A 19115-nucleotide genomic window follows, 5' to 3' on the forward strand; every position below is an offset into this window, starting at 1 on the left:
CCAAAATTTATAAAAAAAGAGCCGCTGACGCAGGCACTACCTGCGCGAGCAGCTCTTTATTTAATAGCAAACCAACTGGGAGGGATTAGGCCTTCACGCAGTCGGCGAAGTAGTGGTGCTTGCCGTCGGCGTCCACCTCTTCCACCAGGCCGTGGATGTCGGTCTCGAAGCCCGGGCATTGGGTGTTGAACTCGCGCGAGAACTTCAGGTAGTCGACGATCTTCTTGTTGAACACTTCGCCCGGAATCAGCAGCGGAATACCCGGTGGGTAGGGCGTGACCAGGCCCACGGTGACGCGGCCTTCGAGGTTGTCGATCTCCACACGCTCGGTCTTGCGCAGCGCGATGTGGGCGTAGGCGTCGCTGGGCTTCATGGCCGGGGTCAGGTCGCTCAGGTACATGTCGGTGGTCAGGCGCGCGATGTCGTACTTGGCGTACAGCGCATGCAGGTGCTGGCAGAGGTCGGCCAGGCCCATCTTTTCGTAGCGTGGATACTTCTGACAGAACTCCGGCAGGATGCGCCACATCGGCATGTTCTTGTCGTAGTCGTCCTTGAACTGCTGCAGCGCGGTCAGCATGCTGTTCCAGCGGCCCTTGGTGATGCCGATGGTGAACATGATGAAGAAGCTGTACAGGCCAGTCTTCTCGACCACCACGCCGTGCTCGGCCAGGAACTTGGTGACGATGCTGGCCGGGATGCCGGTCTTGGCGAACTTGCCGTTCAGGTCCATGCCGGGCGTGACGATGGTCGACTTGATCGGGTCCAGCATGTTGAAGCCGGTAGCCATCTTGCCAAATCCGTGCCAGTTGGCCTTGGCATTGGTTTTGGATTCGCCCTTGATGATCCAGTCGGTGGCGCGGCCTATGCCCTCTTCCACCAGTTTGTCCGGTCCCCAAACCTTGAACCACCAGTCGGTGCCGTACTCTTCGTCGACCTTGCGCATGGCGCGGCGGAAGTCCAGCGCTTCGGCAATGCTTTCCTCCACCAGCGCGGTGCCGCCGGGCGGCTCCATCATGGCGGCGGCCACGTCGCAGCTGGCGATGATGCTGTACTGCGGGCTGGTGCTGGTGTGCATCAGATAGGCTTCGTTGAACAGATGGCGGTCCAGCTTGACGTTCTGCGAATCCTGGATCAGCACATGGCTGGCCTGGCTGATACCGGCCAGCAGCTTGTGGATCGATTGGGTCGCATACACCACCGCGTGCTTGGGGCGAATGCGCTTCTTGCCCATCGAGTGGTAGCTGCCGTAGAACGGGTGGAAAGCCGCGTGCGGCAACCAGGCTTCGTCAAAGTGCAGGTTCTCCACATAGCCATCGAGCATGCTCTTGATGGTTTCGGTGTTGTAGAGCACGCCGTCGTAGGTGGATTGCGTGAGTGTCAGAATGCGCGGCTTGACCGTGTCGGCGTCCACATGCTGCAGCAGCGGATTGGCGCGGATTTTGGCCTTGATGGCGGCGGGCTCAAACTCGCTTTTGGGGATAGGCCCGATGATGCCGAAGTGGTTGCGCGTGGGCTTTAAAAACACCGGAATCGCGCCGGTCATGATGATGGCGTGCAGGTTCGACTTGTGGCAGTTACGGTCTACCACCACCACGTCGCCCGGCGCCACCGTGTGGTGCCAGACCATCTTGTTGCTGGTGCTGGTGCCGTTGGTCACGAAGAAGCAGTGGTCGGCATTGAAAATACGCGCGGCGTTGCGCTCGCTGTCGCCAATCGCGCCGTTGTGGTCCAGCAGCTGGCCCAGCTCTTCCACCGCGTTGCAGACGTCGGCACGCAGCATGTTTTCGCCGAAGAACTGGTGGAACATCTGGCCGACCGGGCTCTTCAGAAAAGCCACGCCGCCCGAATGGCCGGGGCAGTGCCAGGAATACGAGCCGTCTTCCGCGTAGTCCAGCAAAGCCTTGAAGAACGGTGGCTGCACGCCTTCGAGGTAGCTCTTAGCCTCGCGGATGATGTGGCGCGCCACGAACTCGGGCGTGTCCTCGAACATATGGATGAAACCATGCAGTTCACGCAGGATGTCGTTAGGCATATGGCGCGAGGTTTTGGTCTCGCCATATATATACAGGGGCACATCCAGGTTCTTGCGCCGCACTTCGGCAATGAAATGGCGCAGGTTCAGTACGGCCGGGTCCAGGTCCGGGCCGGGCGAGAATTCTTCGTCATCGATCGACAAAATAAAGGCGCTGGCGCGGCTTTGCTGCTGGGCGAACTGGCTCAGATCGCCATAGCTGGTTACGCCCAACACCTCAAACCCCTCCGTCTCAATCGCCTGGGCCAAGGCGCGGATGCCCAGGCCCGAGGTGTTCTCAGAGCGAAAATCTTCATCAATGATGACGATAGGGAAACGAAACTTCATGCCGGCCTCCAGCCATAACGGGATAGAACAATGTTCAAAACAGGCGCGAAGTGTAAGGACTTACGGTGAAGCTTCTTCGGCACCCCGTCGCTTTTGTCTGAAAATGTGGCGATAGCAATACAACAGGAGGCGCAATGGCGGAATCAACTTTATGGTGGCTACTGGCTGGAGGGGCGGTCGTGGTCGAGCTGGTCACCGGCACGTTCTACCTGTTGATGCTGGCGCTGGGCTTCGCCGCAGCCGCCCTCGCCGCCCATTTCGGCGCTACCACCGTCGTCCAGACCGTGCTGGCCAGCCTGGTGGGCGGCGGCGCCGTCATTGCCTGGTACCGTATCCGCAGCAAACACCCCAAAAACCTGCCTGCGGGCGCCAACCCGGATGTGAATCTAGACATCGGCGAAACCGTGATGGTCGACAGCTGGAATGCCGACGGCACCGCCCAAGTCCATTACCGCGGCGCCAACTGGACGGTGGTGCACCGCCCGGGCAATCTGCCCGTCAGCGGCCCGCATCGGGTGGCCGAAGTGATCGGCAACCGTTTATTACTCGACAAACTGTGAAACACTGAACCATCTTCACCGGAGCCTTTATGGAAATTGCCATCGTCTTACTCGTTATCGCCATCATCTTTATCAGCCGCACCCTCAAGGTCGTGCCGCAACAACACGCCTGGGTCATAGAGCGGCTAGGCAAATACCATGGCACGCTGACGCCGGGGCTGAATTTTCTGGTGCCATTTGTCGACCGCGTAGCCTACAAGCATGTGCTGAAAGAAATCCCACTGGACATCCCCAGCCAGGTCTGCATCACCCGCGACAACACCCAGCTACAGGTAGACGGCATTCTGTACTTCCAGGTGACGGACGCCATGCGCGCCAGCTACGGCTCTTCGAACTACATCATGGCGATTTCACAGCTGGCACAAACCTCGTTGCGCAGCGTGATCGGCAAGCTGGAACTGGACAAGACCTTTGAAGAGCGCGACATCATCAACGCCCAGGTGGTGGCAGCTATCGACGAAGCTGCTTTGAACTGGGGCGTAAAAGTGCTGCGCTACGAAATCAAAGACCTGACCCCCCCCAAGGAGATCCTGCATGCCATGCAGGCCCAGATCACCGCCGAGCGCGAAAAGCGCGCGCTGATCGCCGCCTCCGAAGGTCGCCGCCAGGAGCAAATCAATATCGCCACCGGCGAGCGCGAAGCCTTCATCGCCCGCTCCGAAGGCGAAAAACAGGCAGTCATCAACAAGGCGCAAGGTGAAGCGGCCTCCATCACCGCAGTCGCCACCGCCACCGCAGATGCCATCGAACGTGTGGCCTCCGCGATTCGGCAACCTGGCGGTGAGCTGGCCGTGCAGCTCAAAGTTGCAGAAAAAGCCGTCGAAGCCTACAGCCGTGTCGCCGCTGACGCCAAAACCACCTTGATCGTGCCCAGCAACATGACCGAGGTATCGGCCTTGATCGGCTCAGCCATGAAAATGGTCAACGCCACCAAACCGCAATAGGAGCCCTATGGAAGACCCGGCCATGGAACACAACGTACTCGGCTCCGAGCTGGTGCCATGCTCCTACGACCCGCTGACGGGCTACTTTCGAGATGGCTGTTGCACCACCGATGAAACCGATAGCGGCTCGCACGTCATCTGCACCAAGGTGACGGCCGAATTTTTAGCCTTCTCACTGGCGCGCGGCAACGACTTGACCACGCCCCGGCCCCAGTGGCGTTTTGCGGGACTCAAGCCGGGCGACCGCTGGTGCCTGTGCGCCAACCGCTGGAAAGAAGCCCATGAAGCCGGGGTTGCCCCACCGGTGGTGCTGGAATCCACCCACATCCGGGCGCTGGAGTTCGTGTTGCTCGAAGATCTGGAGAAACATGCAGTGCCCCGCCGAAATGAGGCTTATTGACTGCTATACTTGTGGGCTTAGGAACGGTGGATGAGCGGTTTAAGTCGCACGCCTGGAAAGCGTGTGAGGGTTAATAGCCCTCCGCGGGTTCGAATCCCGCCTGTTCCGCCAGTTTAGGCCCGCCGTATTGCACGGCGGGCCTTTTACTTTGTGCAGTAACACCACGTGTTCGGCAAGACACCCCATGCCTCAAGCGTGAAATAGTTCCGATTCCGGCCACCGAATACGCCAATAGTCCGAATGGACTATCGACTAGGGTTAACACTGCCTTTACGATCCAGCCGAAGCCGGTTTGTATGCAATCTAAAAAATGCATGCCCCAGCGCCCCCCCCCCACCCGCCACCAAGGAAGTAAACAATGCGTAATTTGATGATGGCCATCGCTACAGCAGCCGTAATGGCAACCAGCGTACCCGCTCTAGCCGCCACAACAAATGTGGGCGTTTTGACTGCTTTGGGATCGACCGGCTACGACACGCCCGTGACCTACTCAGCCGGCAGCTTTAGCGACTCTTTTACGTTCAGCACCACCGGCGGAACCAATATTTTCTCAGTACTCGCCGTCAAAAACTCGCTCACTACGGCCAGCTTGCTGGACCCTTTCACGGCGGTGTTGACCAGCCTGGGTGGCTTGACCACGTATCTGACCTACTCCACCGCCATCAACTCAGCTACCAATTCCTTTAGCCAATCGCTTTACTACACGGGCAATATTGCAGCAGACACATACACCCTAACATTGTCTGGCGGTGCCAACAACGCAAGCTCGTTCAGCCTACTGATGTCTGCGTCCAGCCTTTCGCCAGACATCACAACCCCAGTACCTGAGCCTGAAACATACGCCATGATGTTGGCCGGTCTCGGATTGATCGGCGCGGTCGTGCGTCGTCGCAACAAGGCCAAACAAGACGCGTAACCGTTTTTCACCGAGGTTTCAAAAGGATTGCATGGCAATCCTTTTTTTTGCCTGGATTGAGTGAGATTTATCACAAAGACCATGCTGCAGCGCAGCATGCGCCTCCCTAAAATTCAGACAAAGATTGGCGCAAGCTGCATCTTTTACGTTTCATAACGACATCCAATTGCAGGAGTTCCACCACATGGCGTTTTTGCCATCTTTGTCATTTAATGAACTCCAGCATTACCATCGCGTTATTTGCGGTTCAGTGGAAGTGCGCAACCAGGCGGAAATGCGGGTATGGCTGCAAGGCGATATGCAGCGCTATCTACCGCACGACATATTGATAGCAGCGTGGGGGCAATTCGCCAAAGGCCAGGTGCAGCACGACATCATTTCGCCACTCACCGGTATCAGTGCCCCTGGTATCCCATCTAAAGCCTTCTCCACCCTGTTACAACACTGGTTCGCACGATGGATCGAATTTGGGAGAAAACCCTTCATGCACCATCCGCACGAGTATGGTTTTCCAGTCGAAGTCTCCGGCTTTGCACTGAGAGAGATGCAATCTGTCATGGTGCATGGCATCCGTGACGCAAGAGGAAGCCATGACTGTCTGTATGTGATTTTCAGCAGACGCCCCCCGCAAAGCCAGATTGAGCTTAGTGCAATGTCCGTGCTACTGCCGTACATAGACACCGCTTTGCGCCAGATCCCCCTCCAGCCCCGGCAGACACATGCAACTCAACCTGAAAGCCAGACACCTACTGGCGCAGTGTTGAAAAAGAACCATGGCTTAAGCGAACGCGAAGCTGAAATCCTAAGCTGGGTCACTGAAGGAAAGAGCAACTCCGAAATCGGCAGCATTCTGGAAATCAGCGCTTTCACAGTCAAAAACCATATGCAGCGTGTCTTCAAGAAGCTAAATGTAAGTAATCGTGCACAAGCCGTTGGCAAGCTTAAAGCGCTTCGAGAGCATGCATAATGGCGCGCAATAAGGTCAAACCCGGTGTTGCGCCAAGCTGAGCGAACAATCTCAGCTGCGGCGCTAAGTTGCTATAGCAAAGAAAGGCCATATCGGCGGTGCTGTTGATTAACCAAGCCTACGGGTTGTTGGCATCTACATTGCTTTATCTTTCAACGACCCATCAGGTGGTCATAAATCAGCCAACCCTCAACGCATGCATGTAAAACGCCCGTACGCTCTTCTGCTCCCAGCCCTGTTGCTCTTGACAAGCATGCCTCTCGTCTGGGCGCAAACTGAAGATACCTTAAAGCTGAATGCGGGCTATGCGTTGCAAACCGACAATAATCTCTTTCGCTTGCCCGCCAGCACCCTGGCCCAAGGAGGTAATGCCAGTGCAACGGAACGCATCAGTCAGTCGTCGCTCGGGCTAAGTTTAAACAAGCCTTACAGCCTTCAGCGCTTTGAAGCCGACGTCAATCTCATTGACTACAGGTACCAGCACAACAGCTATCTCAGCTTTACAGCCCATAACGCTAGCGCCGCATGGCGCTGGAGTCTCACACCCAAGCTGCACGGCAATTTGACTAGTTCGCTCAAAGAAGCCTTAAACAGCTTCGCAGACAACCAGACGCTGAACGTACGCAACCAGCGCACCGACACCACCACCCGCCTCGACTCAACTTATGAGTTAGGTGCGGCGTGGCACGTGATAGGTGGCATCGGTACCACGTCGCAAAAGAACGTACTACCTCTGGCGGCCGAGGGCAACACCTCCACCACAGCAGGGGATGCGGGTTTAAGATATCTGTGGCCTTCAGGTAGCACACTGTCTTATACGTTCAAGAAGACCAGCGGCGAGTACACCAACAGAACAATTCAGCCTGCAACATTATTTGACAACCGGTTCAACCAGCAGGACAACGAAATCCGACTGCACTGGTTGCTAAGCGGTCAAACCACAGCCGACTTGAGCGCGGCCTACATCAATCGCAGCCACCCGAACTTCGGACAACGTGACTACAGCGGCATCAACACGGATGCCAGCCTGAAATGGGCAATTTCAGGAAAATCGACATTGACGGCCAACTGGGCCCGTGAACTAGCCAGTTTCCAAAATAGCAACACGAACTTCACGAGAACAGACCGACTGTCCCTCAGTCCAGTCTGGCAAATCACCCCCAAAACCGCTATTCGCGCACGCTATGAAATAGCCCTGCGCGACTATCTGGGCTCACCAAGTAGCGCTACGCCAAGCCAGCGCAGCGACACGACGCGGGATGCCAGCTTGAATTTTGACTGGCAACCCTACCGGAACCTCACACTAACTACCTCACTGCAAAATGCCCGACGTACATCCAACCAGGCGGGCCTAGACTACAACAGCAATATGGCGTCGTTCGCTGCGCAATACAGCTATTAATTGGCAACCATGAAGCGCCATCTCTACTATTGCACTGTTATTCCGTCTGTTGTAGCGCTGAGCCTCGCGGCATGTGGCGACAAAGGCAACCCCATCGCTACTACACAGGTAGCCGCTAAAGTGGGCTCCGAAGAAATATCGGTCCACCAGATAAACCAGGTGCTTAGTCGCGCCAGCAAATCAAGTGATTCGCCAGAAGCAATACAAGTACTAACACGCGAAATTCTTGAGAAGCTGATTGACCAGCAATTGGCGATAGACCAAGCCACAGAAAGCAAGCTCAACCGCTCGCCCCAGGTGATAGCTGAACTGGAGGCCGCTCGTCGCGACGTTCTTGCAAGAGCCTACCTGCAACAAATGGCGAGTGGATTACCAAAACCTACGCCTGAAGAAATAAAAAGCTATTTCACCGACCACCCTCAGTTATTTGCAGAGCGGCGCATATTTAACCTGCAAGAAATCATCATTCCTATCGCGCCTGGCTTGGTAGAACAACTGCGCAGCTTTACGACAAACGACAAAACCGTAGAGGAAGTCTCTGCTTGGCTCAAAGGAAAAAATATCGCTTTTACCACCGGTAACGCCTCTCGCGCTGCAGAGCAAATTCCACTGGAAATTTTGGCAAAGATACATCCGCTCAACACTGGACAAAGCGCCGTATTAGAAGCGACCAAGGCCATTACGTTCTTACACATCGCTGCGTCACAAAAAGCACCTATAACCGAAGCCGCCGCATCGGCCGGCATTGAGAAGTACCTGATGAGTCAACGCACGGATGAAGCCTTGGCCAAGAAGCTAAAGGAATTGCGTGCCAACACCCAAATTACCTACATGGGTGAATTTGCCAAAGCGCACAACGCATCTACCACTCCCCCTATAAACACATCAACCACCATCGAAAAAGGTGTCGCCGGACTCAAATGAACACGATGGACATCAGTTATTCCACCGGCTTGCCAACACGGATATCCAATATGACAAAGCACCTGTTCCGCCCATTTCAGTTTCTTTTAGCCGCCCTGACAATGCTTTGCTGCTTTGCGGCCCAGGCCCAGACGCAGCCCGATTACCCTTTGGGCGCAGGCGACTCAATTCGCATACAAGTATTCCAAAACCCCGATCTGACGGTAGAAACACGCGTCTCGGAAAACGGCGCCATCACTTACCCACTTATTGGAACCGTCGCACTCGGAGGTCTATCGATCGCGACGGCCGAAAAGAAAATTGCCGATGCTTTACAGAATGGAGGTTTCATCAAGAAACCCCAAGTCAATATCGTGCTGGTGCAAATACGCGGTAACCAGATCGCCGTATTGGGCCAAGTTGCTCGTCCCGGTCGTTTTCCGCTAGAAACCACCAATACCCGACTCAGCGACATGCTTGCAATGGCAGGCGGCGCTACACCCATAGGCGACGACGTTGCGATAGTTTCCGGCACACGCAATGGGCAGCCATTCCGCAAACAAATCAACATCGCATCGATCTTTCTGACCGACAAAGAGCAAGACAACATCGTATTGCAAGGTGGTGACAGCATCTATGTAGACAAGGCCCCCGTGTTCTACATCTACGGTGAAGCGCAGCGCCCAGGTGCCTACCGTATCGAAAGAAACATGACCGTCATGCAAGCCCTGGCTTTGGGCGGTGGCCTTACGCCCCGCGGTACCGATAGACGCATGCGCATTGACCGCAGCGCCCCCGATGGCAGCGTTCAGCACATAGAACCCAAGCTCACCGACACCATTCAACCCAATGACGTCATTTACGTCAAAGAAAGCCTGTTCTAAGCCGAGCGCACCCACCATGACGTTTCAACAACTCCTGCTCATTCTGCGTGCGCGCTACAAAATAGTGCTGCTCATTTTTGTGCTCACCGTGATCACCACGGTCAGCATAAGCCTGCTGCAATCAAAGCAATACACCGCCAATGCCGCACTCGTGGTTGATGTCAAATCACCGGACCCCATGAGTGGCCAAGTTCTGCAAGGCTTGGCAACAACAGGGTATATGGCAACCCAAATTGACATCATCAACAGCGATCGCACAGCCAAAGCGGTGGTGAAGCTTTTGCGCCTGGAAGATAACCCCACAATTCGCCAGCAATGGCTCGAAGCCACCAAAGGCAAAGGCCAACTCGCAGACTGGCTAGCCACGTCATTACAAAGAAGTCTGGACGTAAAGCCATCCAGAGACAGCAACGTCATCAACATCACATACACAGGAGCAGACCCCGACTTCAGTGCGGCTACCGCCAACGCTTTTGCTCAAGCCTATATGGATGTCAATTTGGACCTGCGCCTAGCGCCTGCTCGCCAGTACGCGCAATTCTTTGACGAACAAACCAAGGCAGCACGCGAAAAGCTGGAAACAGCCCAACGCGCCATGTCGGACTACCAGCAAAAAAACGGTATTACCTCCTCCGAACAGCAAGTCGACTTCGAAACCACCAAACTGAATGAAACCTCCAGCCAGCTTACCGGTGTGCAGGGGCAGACTACCGACAGCCAAAGCAAACGCCAGTCATCCAAGGCAGATACCTTGGCTGAGGTCATGCAAAGCCCTTTGATCAACGGACTGAAGACAGACATAGCCAGGCTCGAAGCCACGTTGATGCAAAACAATACCAACCTGGGTAAAAACCATCCGCAGACGCTGCGCTCCGAAGCCGAGCTGGCAACCCTCAAAGCCCAGCTGGAGTCGGAAACTCGCAAAATCACTACGTCAATCGAAACGTCCTACCAAGTTGGCAAACAGCGCGAACAGCAATTGCAAAGCGCACTCGCAAACCAGAAGGCACGCGTGCTGGTACTGAACAAGCAGCGCGACGAACTCAATGTATTGCGCCGCGACATCGAATCAGCTCAGCGTGCCTTTGAAGCCGTAAGCCAACGTGCATCGCAAACCAACATGGAAAGCCAAGCCAATCAAACCAACATCTCGCTGCTGAACCCAGCCGTAGTGCCTACCAAACCGTCCTCGCCTCGCGTTGTGTTTAACACCTTGGTTTCCATATTTTTGGGCATCCTGCTCGGAGTCGGGCTAGCGCTGGTGCTGGAACTCACCAACCGCCGCGTGCGCTCCGCGGAAGACCTGCCGGAAGCACTAGGCTTGCCAGTCCTAGGCACCATTGCATCCGCGGCAGGCATGCTTAAACACGCCAAAGGAGCCCGCGCATGAACACATTGGTTAACGGAGCAACCCGCTCCATTGGCGACATTCTGGTTGCGACCGGCCGCTTGACTGTCGAAGATGCTGCGCGCATCACGCAGCACCAGCAAAAGGAAAACCTCAAATTTGGCGATGCTGGCATTGCATTAAAGCTGCTAAACAAAGAGCACATTGACTTTGCGCTCTCTTTGCAATTTGACTATGCCTACCTGTCCGACCAGGACACCAGCCTCAGCCCAGAACTGGTAGCCGCCTACAAACCCTTCAGCCGCGTGGGCGAAAACCTGCGCGCCGTGCGAAGCCAATTAATGCTGCGCTGGTTCAATACCGACCCTGCCCGCAAAGTACTCACCGTGGTGAGCCCGGACAAAGGCGAAGGCCGCAGTTTTATTGCCGCCAACCTGGCCATCGTATTTGCCCAGCAAGGTGAACGTACGCTGCTGATTGATGGCGACCTGCGCGCGCCGCGACAGCACATCTTGTTCAAGCTCGTCAAAAATGCAGGTCTCTCCGGCATATTGGCCGGGCGCGCAGGCTTGGAAGTGGCCCGCCCCATACCCAGCCTGCAAGGTTTATGCGTTCTGCCCGCTGGCGCCACCCCACCCAACCCACAAGAACTTCTAGGTCGCCCAGCCTTTGGCAGCCTTTTGCAGCTGGCCGCGCAAGACTTTGACGTGATCATCATCGATACCCCCGCCGGCTCCGTTTACGCTGATGCAGAAATCATCGCAGCGCGCACCGGTGCGGCATTGGTGGTCACGCGTAAAAATCAGAGCTTGCTCCCCAGCGCAGTCAAACTCACCCGCCGGCTCCAGGACGGCGGCGTAGCCCTCGTTGGCGCCGTGCTCAACGATGACTAAGCACCGCCCCGCCATTCAGGCACGCTCCAGCGCACCCGTGTGAATCCAGAAGCCCAGAAAATACATGTTGTCCATACCGCCAAGCCCCTGCGTGCAGAGCTGGTGGCGTGGCTGCCTGTCATTTTGGGATTGGCGGTGCTGTATGTACCAAGCCTCCACGACCTGCTCACCGGCGTATGGAACCAGGATGAGCAAAGACACGGCCCCATCGTCCTAGGCATAGCCATATGGCTGGTGTACCGCAGCTGGCCCAGCATGGTCGCGGTCAGCCTTGGTAAAGCTACCAGCCCTTGGGGTTGGCCAATCGTTGTTTTCAGCCTGCTGCTGTACATACTGGGCCGGTCGCAAGACATACTGATGTTCGAGGTGGGCTCGGTGGTCTGGCTGCTGGTGGGCACCGTCTTGCTCATGTACGGATCTGCTGCACTCAAGGCGCAATGGTTCGGCTTGTTTTTCATGCTGTTCATGGTGCCCTTACCTGCTGCGGTGGTCGACACCCTCACCATGCCCATGAAAATGGCCGTCTCGTACGTGGCAGAGCACGTGTTGTTCTGGGCCGGCTACCCCATTGGCCGTACAGGCGTCATGCTGCAAATTGGCCAATATAGGCTGCTGGTCGCCGACGCCTGCGCCGGCCTGCACACCTTGCTCACCCTGGAGGCACTGGGCCTGCTGTATCTAAACCTGGTACGGCGCGATTCACCTTTTCGCAACTTGGGACTAGCCATCTTGGTTGTACCCATCTCCTTCACAGCCAATGTCATACGCGTTATGGCCTTGACGCTAATTACCTACCATTTGGGCGATGCAGCCGGCCAAGGCTTTTTACATGGTTTTGCAGGCATGGTGCTCTTTACCAGCGCCCTGCTGCTCATCATCGGCGTCGACACCCTGCTCCACACGGCCGAAGCCTATTACCAACGGCGCAATGCCCCACAAGGTGTAGCCTCGTGAAAGCACCTCTCAAAAGCCTATCTCTGCTAGCCATGATGCTGCTGGGCGCCTGGCTTACCGTCTACTTGCGGCCGACGCAAAGCCTGGCCGACTTCCGCCCGTCCATCGCCCTGGCATCTCTGGTACCCACCACATTCGGAGATTGGAAAGAAGTATCCCAAGGGCAAGCACAAATTGTTGACCCGTTGCAAAAAGCCGCTGTTGAAGCAAGCTACGACCAAACCCTGGCACGCACCTACACCAACAGCCAAGGCTATCGAATCATGCTGTCCATCGCCTATGGCAAAAGCCAGCGCGGGGAGCTTCAGCTACACCACCCAGAGCTCTGCTACCCCGCCCAGGGCTTTGAGGTGCAATCCAATCGCGTTGGCAGCTTGGCTACACCGTATGGCGTAGTGCCCGTCCGACGTCTTGAAACGCAACGCAACCACGACCGCACTGAACCCGTAACCTACTGGGCCATGGTCGGTGAGCAGGTAGTGCTGGGCAGCGTGCAACGCAAACTGGTTGAAATTCGCTATGGGCTAAGGGGTCTGGTCACAGACGGCTTGCTGTTCCGCGTATCCAGCATCGACACCGCGCCCAACAACGGTTTTGACCAGCAAGCCGCATTCGCGTCAGCGTTGCTGGCAGTACTTACTCCCACAGACCGCCAACGCATTGCCGGTATTTAACTAGCTATGCCTTCGCCACGCTCCATATTTCCGCACATGACCCCAAACAAATACCAAGGGTTGACCGAACGCTCAACGCCAGCCTATCCGGCGCGCTTGGTTACAGGTATCTTGATAGCTTCGGTTACCTATCTGTCCATCCTGAGTTTTCTGAATGCCAGAGGCATTTATGCATCCGCGGCCATTGCAGGCGGAACAGAGGGTTTGATTTACGCCGCCTGCCTGTACGTCGTGCGGCGCCACCTGCCGCTATCCACCATTACATTCAGTTTTTGTGCATTTGCCTGGTTGATTTTTGCCTGGTTGATACGCCAGTCACCCGACGTAAAAAGCTTGCGCGACCTGCTGATACCAATTCTCTTCCTCAGTCTTGGCAGGTATGTTGCAGACATCCAATTCGCGGATCGCTCTGTGAAGCTGATCAGCTACATCCTGATTGCGGCCGGTTTGTTCGAGGTTTTCTTCACAGACACCTATGCCAACCTGTTCAATACCTTTTCGTTCTACGTACACATTGGTGGCATAAGTCAAAGTTCGGCGGCTTTCGAAGGACAAATGCTGACCTTGAATGGCTATCGGCCCGAAGGTATTGGCCGCACCATATTGCCGCAAATATTTGGACCACATCGTGCTTCGTCTCTGCTAATGGAGCCAGTAGCTGTTGGCAATTTTTCAGTTATTTTGATGGCTTGGGCGCTTAGCAAGCCTTGGGCGGAAATGCGCAAAATGCCCGTATTCATTATTTGCGCAGCGGTTCTCATCACACTGTCTGACTCCCGTTTTGGCATGATGATGAGTGCTGCTTTGCTGCTGCTGCGCTTGTTCCCCGTACGCATGGTTAGCAGGATCGCACCAACCATCCCTTTCCTGCTCTTGGCCGTGGTCCTCGGAATTGCCGCAAACCTCTATAGCAAAGAAGACAATCTCATCGGAAGAATTTACCGCAGCGGCGTCGAGGTATTGAATTTCGACTGGACCTTGCTCATGGGCTTGAGCAACCCTCTGCCCAACTACGGGGACATGGGCTATGCCTACATGATTTCCCGCTTTGGTGCACCGCTGTCCATACTGCTGATCACCTTGGTCTTCTTAATTCCAATGTCTGACCAGCGCGGGATTCGATTTCGAGCTTTGATAACACTCTATATTTTTGCCAATCTTGGCATCAGCGGCACATCCATTTTTGCGTTGAAGACAGCAGGCGTTGTGTGGTTTTTGATGGGAGTGTTAACTGACCGAGCGCAAATCCCAGGGCAAACGCCCAAGAGTCAACCGGACCAAGTCTTAGCTTCCCAGCAAACTCATCTAGTGTCGGCAGCTACCACCACCGCACACCCCTCGGCCACCAAAGGAAAAACTGCATGAAAGTCGCCCACGTCGTACGCCAGTACCTCCCATCCATAGGAGGCATGGAGGAAGTGGTGCGCAACCTGGTGCAATACCAGCACACATCAACCACCTACCAACCTTACGTCGTCACGCTAGACCGGGTCTTTCGCGAGCCCAACCAGGCGCTGCCAGTGCATGAAACACTGGACGGCATCCCCGTACACCGCCTGCCATATAGCGGGTCTGAACGTTACCCGTGGTGCCCGCAGGTATTGCAAAAGCTGCGCGAGGCGGATCTGGTGCACGTACACGGCGTTGATTTTTTCTTCGACTTCCTAGCCTGGACAAAGCTGCTCCACGGTAAACCACTGGTGGCGTCCACACACGGCGGTTTCTTCCACACCCAATTTGCTCAGCGCCTAAAGAAAATTTATTTTCATAGCATGACCCGCATGTCCTGCATGGCTTACAACCGGGTTATTGCCACAAGCGACAACGATGGCGATATCTTTAGCCAAATACTGGGCGACCGCAAACTCAAGGTCATTGAAAACGGCGTCGACATCCAAAAGTTTGACGATGCTTCCTCGCAAAGCCTGCTACCAGAGCTGATCTACTTCGGCCGCTGGTCAGTCAACAAGGGCCTACTGGAAACGCTGGACGTGCTGGCAGCCCTGTGTGCACAGCAACCCCAGACACCCTGGCATCTCACCATTGCCGGACGCGAATACGATCTGACGGCCCAGGCCATACTCGACCACGCCGCGCAAAAAGGCTTGGCAGACCGCGTAACCATATTCCCAGGCCCGACCAACCAAGACTTGCGCGCCCTGATCGCCAAAGCCAGCTACTTCATTTGCATGTCGCACCACGAAGGCTTTGGCATCGCCCCCATTGAAGCCATGAGCGCCGGCTTGGTACCCATCTTGAGTCCAATACCCCCTTTTAAACGCCTGGTGGACAGCACAGGCGTTGGACTGGTTCTTGCGTCCTCCGACCTCGCTACCCAAGGCAAGCAAATTGCGGAACTGCATACACGGCTCATTCAGCAACTTGGCGCAGGCCAAGACCACAGGGCTGCCGCCCGCAATGCAGCACAAGCCTATTCCTGGAAAGACGTTGCTGCCCGCTACACGCAGCAATACAACCAAGTGATGAAGGTAACGCAATGACCAAACGCACTGCGTCGCTCACCCTGGGCATGGGCTTCAAGAATCTCGGCGTCACATTTTTCATGCTGTGCATGCTGCTTCTTGGCCATGCCCATGCTGGTTGTATCGACCAGAAGCGCCTCCTAGGGGTCAATCTGTCTGGCGGCGAGTTCGGCCACACACGCCTACCGGGTGTTCTCTACAAAGACTACATCTATCCGTCACGCAACGACCTCGCGTACTTCAAAGCGCAGGGTATGAATATCGTACGCGTGCCATTCCGCTGGGAGCGCGTACAACGGCAAATTAACACCCCCTTGGACGTTGCCGAGATTGAACAACTTCGTAACGTGGTCGGTTGGGCCCGGGATATGAACATCTGCGTATTGCTGGACCTGCATAACTTCGGCACCTACCAAGGACGCGTACTAGGCAGCGTAGATCTGCCCGCTAGCGCATTTTTCGACGTATGGCGGCGCTTATTGCAGGCATTCAACAATCCAGACGAAACGGCCTTTGGCCTCATGAATGAGCCCGCGGCTCTGTCCGTACCACAGTGGATGCAAATTGCCCAACAAACCGTGCTGACACTTCGCAGCGCTGGGGCACGCCATTTGCTTCTGGTAGGTAGCGGGCGCTGGAGCGGCGCCCATGAATGGGAGAAGTCATATGACGGTGTTGCAGCAACCAATGCATTCCGTACCTTTTACGACCCCCTCAACAACTTTGCAATTGAGCTACACCAGTATGCAGACGCCAACTATTCGGGAACAGGCACTAGCTGCATTGACGCAGCACGTCTGCGCGACGCTCTGGCACGCATCACCGTCTGGGCAAAACAAGAAAAGAAGCGGTTCTTGCTAGGAGAGTTTGGGGTAGCTCCGTCCACTGAGTGCCTGGCTGCACTTAGAGCCATGCTGGAGTCCATGCAAGACGCAGATGCATGGCTGGGCTGGACCTATTGGTCGGCAGGCCCCTGGTGGGGCAATTACGCATTCAGCATACAGCCGGGTAATGGAACAGAGGCACCTCAACTGGGCCTGCTAAAAAATTTCATACCTCAGTAATTTAAGAGTTCGAAAATAAATTAATGAAACCATACAAGCATGCGGAAGTAGTAAGTGCGATAGAACTTCCCCCAAAAACATCAAAGTCTTTTTTGCCAAATCTAGATGGCATTAGAGCAATTGCATGTTTATTGGTTGTTTTAACACACATACCATTTTCAATTAACACAGAAGTAATGGGTGCAATAGGTGTTGGAATTTTCTTCACTCTTAGTGGGTTGCTCATGAGCCACCTCTATGCGCGTGAGCCATGGAGTGCCCCCGCCGTAATTAAATATGGAGTAGCCAGATTTTCCAGAATTGCACCTATCTATTGGCTAGTAATCAGCACATGCATAATTATTTCCTACGCTCAACCTGATACATACTTTTCAATGAGAATTCATGGTGCAACGCAGATTGCAAGGCACTATCTATTCGGCGGAAGTGCAAGTATTTTCTGGTCGATACCTCCAGAAATTCAATATTATATTTTCTTTATATTCATATGGTGGTCAATTGCAAAAACCTCGAAGCTACCGTATGCATTCCCGTTCATGGCTTTATTGTGTGCGGCACTGATAGTTACGCATGCCCACTGGCCAGGACTCGCTTTACCAAACAAGTTACATTTATTTTTAGCAGGTTCTATAGCGGGTTTTGCGCCGCGTGTTGAATGGAATGGTGTTGCGCAACGCAGAGCATTATTCGCACTTCAATTGGGTGCCATTTTTATGTTGGCAATGCCATTATGGCTTTTTGCAACCAAAGAGGAATTCTACGGCGCCCCCGAGCTAGGCCTCACCATCGCATTAGCAGTTTATTTATTATCCATTCCATCTCAATGGACAACTTTTATTTTTGCATCCCCAATAATGCGAAAAATTGGCCAAGCCAGCTTCTCCATTTATCTGATGCATGTTTTGGTATTTCACTATGGAACACTGCTACTTGGTCTTTCGCATGACCAGTATGATCCACTCTGGCTATTGCTAGGCTTGGCGGGTGTTGTGTTGCCCATGATTGCATCCAAGTACATAGAAATTCCGTTGCAAAATAAAATGCGCAAAGCACTTGAAAAAATATTCAAATTCCCCACTAAAAAACCCATAATCCAACCACTACAAACATAAAACCCCCAAATTAAATGCCACGTCAATATAATAAAAAATTATTTTTAGCATGAAAATATTACTTGTTTGTTCTGCTTTCCCCCCCCGTGGTAAAGGTGGTGGCCCTGCTGGTTCATACATGATTGCCAACGGACTGCTGGCGCAAGGGCACGATGTGCGTGTTATTACCGTAGGGGATAAAGCCGGTGTAGAGCGATATCAAGACGTAGAGGTTCACATAATTCGCTCCCCTAACGTCTATTGGGATTATTTTTTTACAAAACGATCCGCTTTTATTAAGCTGGTTTGGCATGTATTGGAAAACTTTAATCCAGTCGCATATTTTCGCTTGCGACCGCACATCAAAGAATTCTCGCCAGATGTTGTGGTTACCATCAGCATAGAAAATACAAATGTTGCAACATGGTTATTGGCACGATTGCACTCCACGCCCGTGGTACATGTCATTCAAAGCTATTTTCTTGCTTGTTGGCGTGGTGGATTTTTCAAGAATGGAAAAAATTGCACAGGGCAATGCACGAGCTGCAAAATACTTTCCACAGGTAAAAAACCCATGACTTCTTTGGTAAATGGTGTTTTTGGAGAAACCAGTTTCGTATTGCAAGAACATCTTAAACTGGGTTACTTTGCAAATGCACAATCTGCAGTCATACCCGGGGCAATGCCACCAATAGCAGGACGGGTTCCCAAAAGGCGCAATGGCCCTTTAGTTGTCGGATATATGGGCGTACTTTCACCGCACAAAGGTGTCGATGTACTAGCCGATGCTGCACGCAGCATTGGCCAAACAGGCAATATGAAATTTATCATAGGCGGAACGGGCGAAGACCCCGCATACGTTGAACAACTGAAAAAGCAATTTGGCCAAGCCGACGTAGAGTTCCTAGGATGGGTAAAGCCAGAGAATGCCTATCCATTATTCGACGTTTTAGTCGTACCTTCCAAGTGGAAAGAGCCATTTGGACGCATTGTGGTTGAGGCGTTGGCTTACGGTGTACCGGTTATTTGTGCTCGATCCGGGGGTATTTCCGAAAGCCTTATCGAGGGCAAAAATGGTTACACATTTGAATCAGGAAATCATCTTGAATTAACAAACCTGCTTCGGGATGTTATAGAACCCAATGAACCCGCCAGACTCATATTAGCTGAGAATGCCCTCAAGCACTCCAAAACATTTGATATTTCAACTATATCAAATCGCATAGAAGATTTTTTAGTTAGAACCATTGAAAATAGTAAAGGCAAATAAAAT

The 19115-nt window shown here is 54.0% G+C and carries 18 protein-coding genes and 1 tRNA gene; 18 read left to right on the forward strand and 1 reads right to left on the reverse strand.

Annotation, left to right across the window (positions count from 1 at the left end):
• Positions 1-85: 85 nt before the first annotated feature.
• Positions 86-2359 carry an arginine/lysine/ornithine decarboxylase gene (locus BLT66_RS20975; RefSeq protein WP_092760849.1) on the reverse strand — a complete coding sequence of 758 codons (2274 nt, stop codon included), beginning with the start codon at positions 2357-2359 and terminating at the stop codon, positions 86-88.
• Positions 2360-2493: 134 nt separating this feature from the next.
• Between BLT66_RS20975 and BLT66_RS20980 the strand changes: the two genes are divergently transcribed.
• From BLT66_RS20980 to BLT66_RS21065, 18 genes are all read left to right on the forward strand, one after another.
• Complete coding sequence (locus tag BLT66_RS20980) at positions 2494-2919, forward strand: NfeD family protein (protein ID WP_092760851.1); 426 nt, start codon at positions 2494-2496, stop codon at positions 2917-2919.
• 29 nt (positions 2920-2948) lie between these two features.
• Entirely contained in the window at positions 2949-3863 is a 915-nt protein-coding gene (locus tag BLT66_RS20985) for an SPFH domain-containing protein (RefSeq protein ID WP_092760853.1), read from the forward strand.
• A 7-nt stretch (positions 3864-3870) separates the two neighbouring features.
• A complete protein-coding gene (locus tag BLT66_RS20990) occupies positions 3871-4263 on the forward strand; it encodes a DUF2237 family protein (protein ID WP_255407027.1) in 393 nt (130 codons plus the stop codon).
• A gap of 20 nt (positions 4264-4283) precedes the next feature.
• Positions 4284-4374, forward strand: a tRNA-Ser gene (locus BLT66_RS20995).
• A gap of 247 nt (positions 4375-4621) precedes the next feature.
• A complete protein-coding gene (locus BLT66_RS21000) occupies positions 4622-5179 on the forward strand; it encodes an FxDxF family PEP-CTERM protein (RefSeq protein WP_092760855.1) in 558 nt (185 codons plus the stop codon).
• Between the two features lie 184 nt (positions 5180-5363).
• Positions 5364-6146, forward strand: a complete 783-nt coding sequence (gene epsA, locus BLT66_RS21005; protein WP_092761316.1) for an XrtB/PEP-CTERM-associated transcriptional regulator EpsA — start codon at positions 5364-5366, stop codon at positions 6144-6146.
• 196 nt (positions 6147-6342) lie between these two features.
• A complete protein-coding gene (gene epsL, locus BLT66_RS21010; RefSeq protein WP_092760857.1) occupies positions 6343-7548 on the forward strand; it encodes an XrtB/PEP-CTERM-associated polysaccharide biosynthesis outer membrane protein EpsL in 1206 nt (401 codons plus the stop codon).
• Between the two features lie 9 nt (positions 7549-7557).
• Complete coding sequence (locus BLT66_RS21015; RefSeq protein ID WP_092760859.1) at positions 7558-8472, forward strand: EpsD family peptidyl-prolyl cis-trans isomerase; 915 nt, start codon at positions 7558-7560, stop codon at positions 8470-8472.
• On the forward strand, positions 8469-9335 hold the full coding sequence (gene epsE, locus BLT66_RS21020; protein ID WP_369821626.1) for a polysaccharide export protein EpsE: 867 nt from the start codon (positions 8469-8471) through the stop codon (positions 9333-9335). The genes BLT66_RS21015 and epsE overlap by 4 nt, the downstream gene beginning before the upstream one ends.
• 16 nt (positions 9336-9351) lie before the next feature.
• On the forward strand, positions 9352-10725 hold the full coding sequence (gene epsF / locus BLT66_RS21025) for a chain length determinant protein EpsF (RefSeq protein WP_092760860.1): 1374 nt from the start codon (positions 9352-9354) through the stop codon (positions 10723-10725).
• Positions 10722-11576: a chain length determinant protein tyrosine kinase EpsG gene (gene epsG / locus BLT66_RS21030; protein ID WP_092760862.1), complete on the forward strand. Its 855-nt coding sequence runs from the start codon at positions 10722-10724 to the stop codon at positions 11574-11576. Before epsF ends, epsG begins: the two co-directional genes overlap by 4 nt.
• A gap of 39 nt (positions 11577-11615) precedes the next feature.
• Positions 11616-12530, forward strand: coding sequence for an exosortase B (gene xrtB, locus BLT66_RS21035; RefSeq protein ID WP_255407028.1), 915 nt, complete (start codon positions 11616-11618; stop codon positions 12528-12530).
• A complete protein-coding gene (gene epsI / locus BLT66_RS21040; protein ID WP_369821627.1) occupies positions 12527-13204 on the forward strand; it encodes an exosortase-associated protein EpsI, B-type in 678 nt (225 codons plus the stop codon). Before xrtB ends, epsI begins: the two co-directional genes overlap by 4 nt.
• A gap of 36 nt (positions 13205-13240) precedes the next feature.
• The gene (locus BLT66_RS21045) at positions 13241-14569 is read left to right on the forward strand and encodes a polysaccharide polymerase (RefSeq protein WP_143029253.1); all 1329 of its coding nucleotides are present in this window, start codon (positions 13241-13243) and stop codon (positions 14567-14569) included.
• Positions 14566-15705, forward strand: coding sequence for a glycosyltransferase family 4 protein (locus BLT66_RS21050; protein WP_092760868.1), 1140 nt, complete (start codon positions 14566-14568; stop codon positions 15703-15705). The genes BLT66_RS21045 and BLT66_RS21050 overlap by 4 nt, the downstream gene beginning before the upstream one ends.
• Positions 15702-16751, forward strand: a complete 1050-nt coding sequence (locus BLT66_RS21055) for a glycoside hydrolase family 5 protein (protein ID WP_255407029.1) — start codon at positions 15702-15704, stop codon at positions 16749-16751. Before BLT66_RS21050 ends, BLT66_RS21055 begins: the two co-directional genes overlap by 4 nt.
• Positions 16752-16774: 23 nt before the next feature.
• Positions 16775-17863, forward strand: a complete 1089-nt coding sequence (locus BLT66_RS21060; protein WP_092760870.1) for an acyltransferase family protein — start codon at positions 16775-16777, stop codon at positions 17861-17863.
• A 49-nt stretch (positions 17864-17912) separates the two neighbouring features.
• Entirely contained in the window at positions 17913-19112 is a 1200-nt protein-coding gene (locus tag BLT66_RS21065) for a glycosyltransferase (RefSeq protein WP_092760872.1), read from the forward strand.
• Positions 19113-19115 lie beyond the last annotated feature (3 nt).

The organism is Rhodoferax sp. OV413, from assembly GCF_900104385.1.
Taxonomy (GTDB): domain Bacteria; phylum Pseudomonadota; class Gammaproteobacteria; order Burkholderiales; family Burkholderiaceae_C; genus Rhodoferax_B.

Excerpts from the sequence above, each read along its gene's own strand:
- BLT66_RS20985 (WP_092760853.1), top strand. The coding sequence starts at position 2,949 with ATGGAAATTGCCATCGTCTTACTCGTTATCGCCATCATCTTTATCAGC.
- BLT66_RS21050 (WP_092760868.1), top strand. The coding sequence starts at position 14,566 with ATGAAAGTCGCCCACGTCGTACGCCAGTACCTCCCATCCATAGGAGGC.
- BLT66_RS21060 (WP_092760870.1), top strand. The coding sequence starts at position 16,775 with ATGAAACCATACAAGCATGCGGAAGTAGTAAGTGCGATAGAACTTCCC.
- BLT66_RS20990 (WP_255407027.1), top strand. The coding sequence starts at position 3,871 with ATGGAAGACCCGGCCATGGAACACAACGTACTCGGCTCCGAGCTGGTG.
- BLT66_RS21015 (WP_092760859.1), top strand. The coding sequence starts at position 7,558 with ATGAAGCGCCATCTCTACTATTGCACTGTTATTCCGTCTGTTGTAGCG.
- epsA (WP_092761316.1), top strand. The coding sequence starts at position 5,364 with ATGGCGTTTTTGCCATCTTTGTCATTTAATGAACTCCAGCATTACCAT.
- epsG (WP_092760862.1), top strand. The coding sequence starts at position 10,722 with ATGAACACATTGGTTAACGGAGCAACCCGCTCCATTGGCGACATTCTG.
- epsL (WP_092760857.1), top strand. The coding sequence starts at position 6,343 with ATGCATGTAAAACGCCCGTACGCTCTTCTGCTCCCAGCCCTGTTGCTC.
- BLT66_RS21045 (WP_143029253.1), top strand. The coding sequence starts at position 13,241 with ATGACCCCAAACAAATACCAAGGGTTGACCGAACGCTCAACGCCAGCC.
- BLT66_RS21055 (WP_255407029.1), top strand. The coding sequence starts at position 15,702 with ATGACCAAACGCACTGCGTCGCTCACCCTGGGCATGGGCTTCAAGAAT.
- epsE (WP_369821626.1), top strand. The coding sequence starts at position 8,469 with ATGAACACGATGGACATCAGTTATTCCACCGGCTTGCCAACACGGATA.
- BLT66_RS21065 (WP_092760872.1), top strand. The coding sequence starts at position 17,913 with ATGAAAATATTACTTGTTTGTTCTGCTTTCCCCCCCCGTGGTAAAGGT.
- BLT66_RS20980 (WP_092760851.1), top strand. The coding sequence starts at position 2,494 with ATGGCGGAATCAACTTTATGGTGGCTACTGGCTGGAGGGGCGGTCGTG.
- epsF (WP_092760860.1), top strand. The coding sequence starts at position 9,352 with ATGACGTTTCAACAACTCCTGCTCATTCTGCGTGCGCGCTACAAAATA.
- BLT66_RS21000 (WP_092760855.1), top strand. The coding sequence starts at position 4,622 with ATGCGTAATTTGATGATGGCCATCGCTACAGCAGCCGTAATGGCAACC.
- BLT66_RS20975 (WP_092760849.1), bottom strand. The coding sequence starts at position 2,359 with ATGAAGTTTCGTTTCCCTATCGTCATCATTGATGAAGATTTTCGCTCT.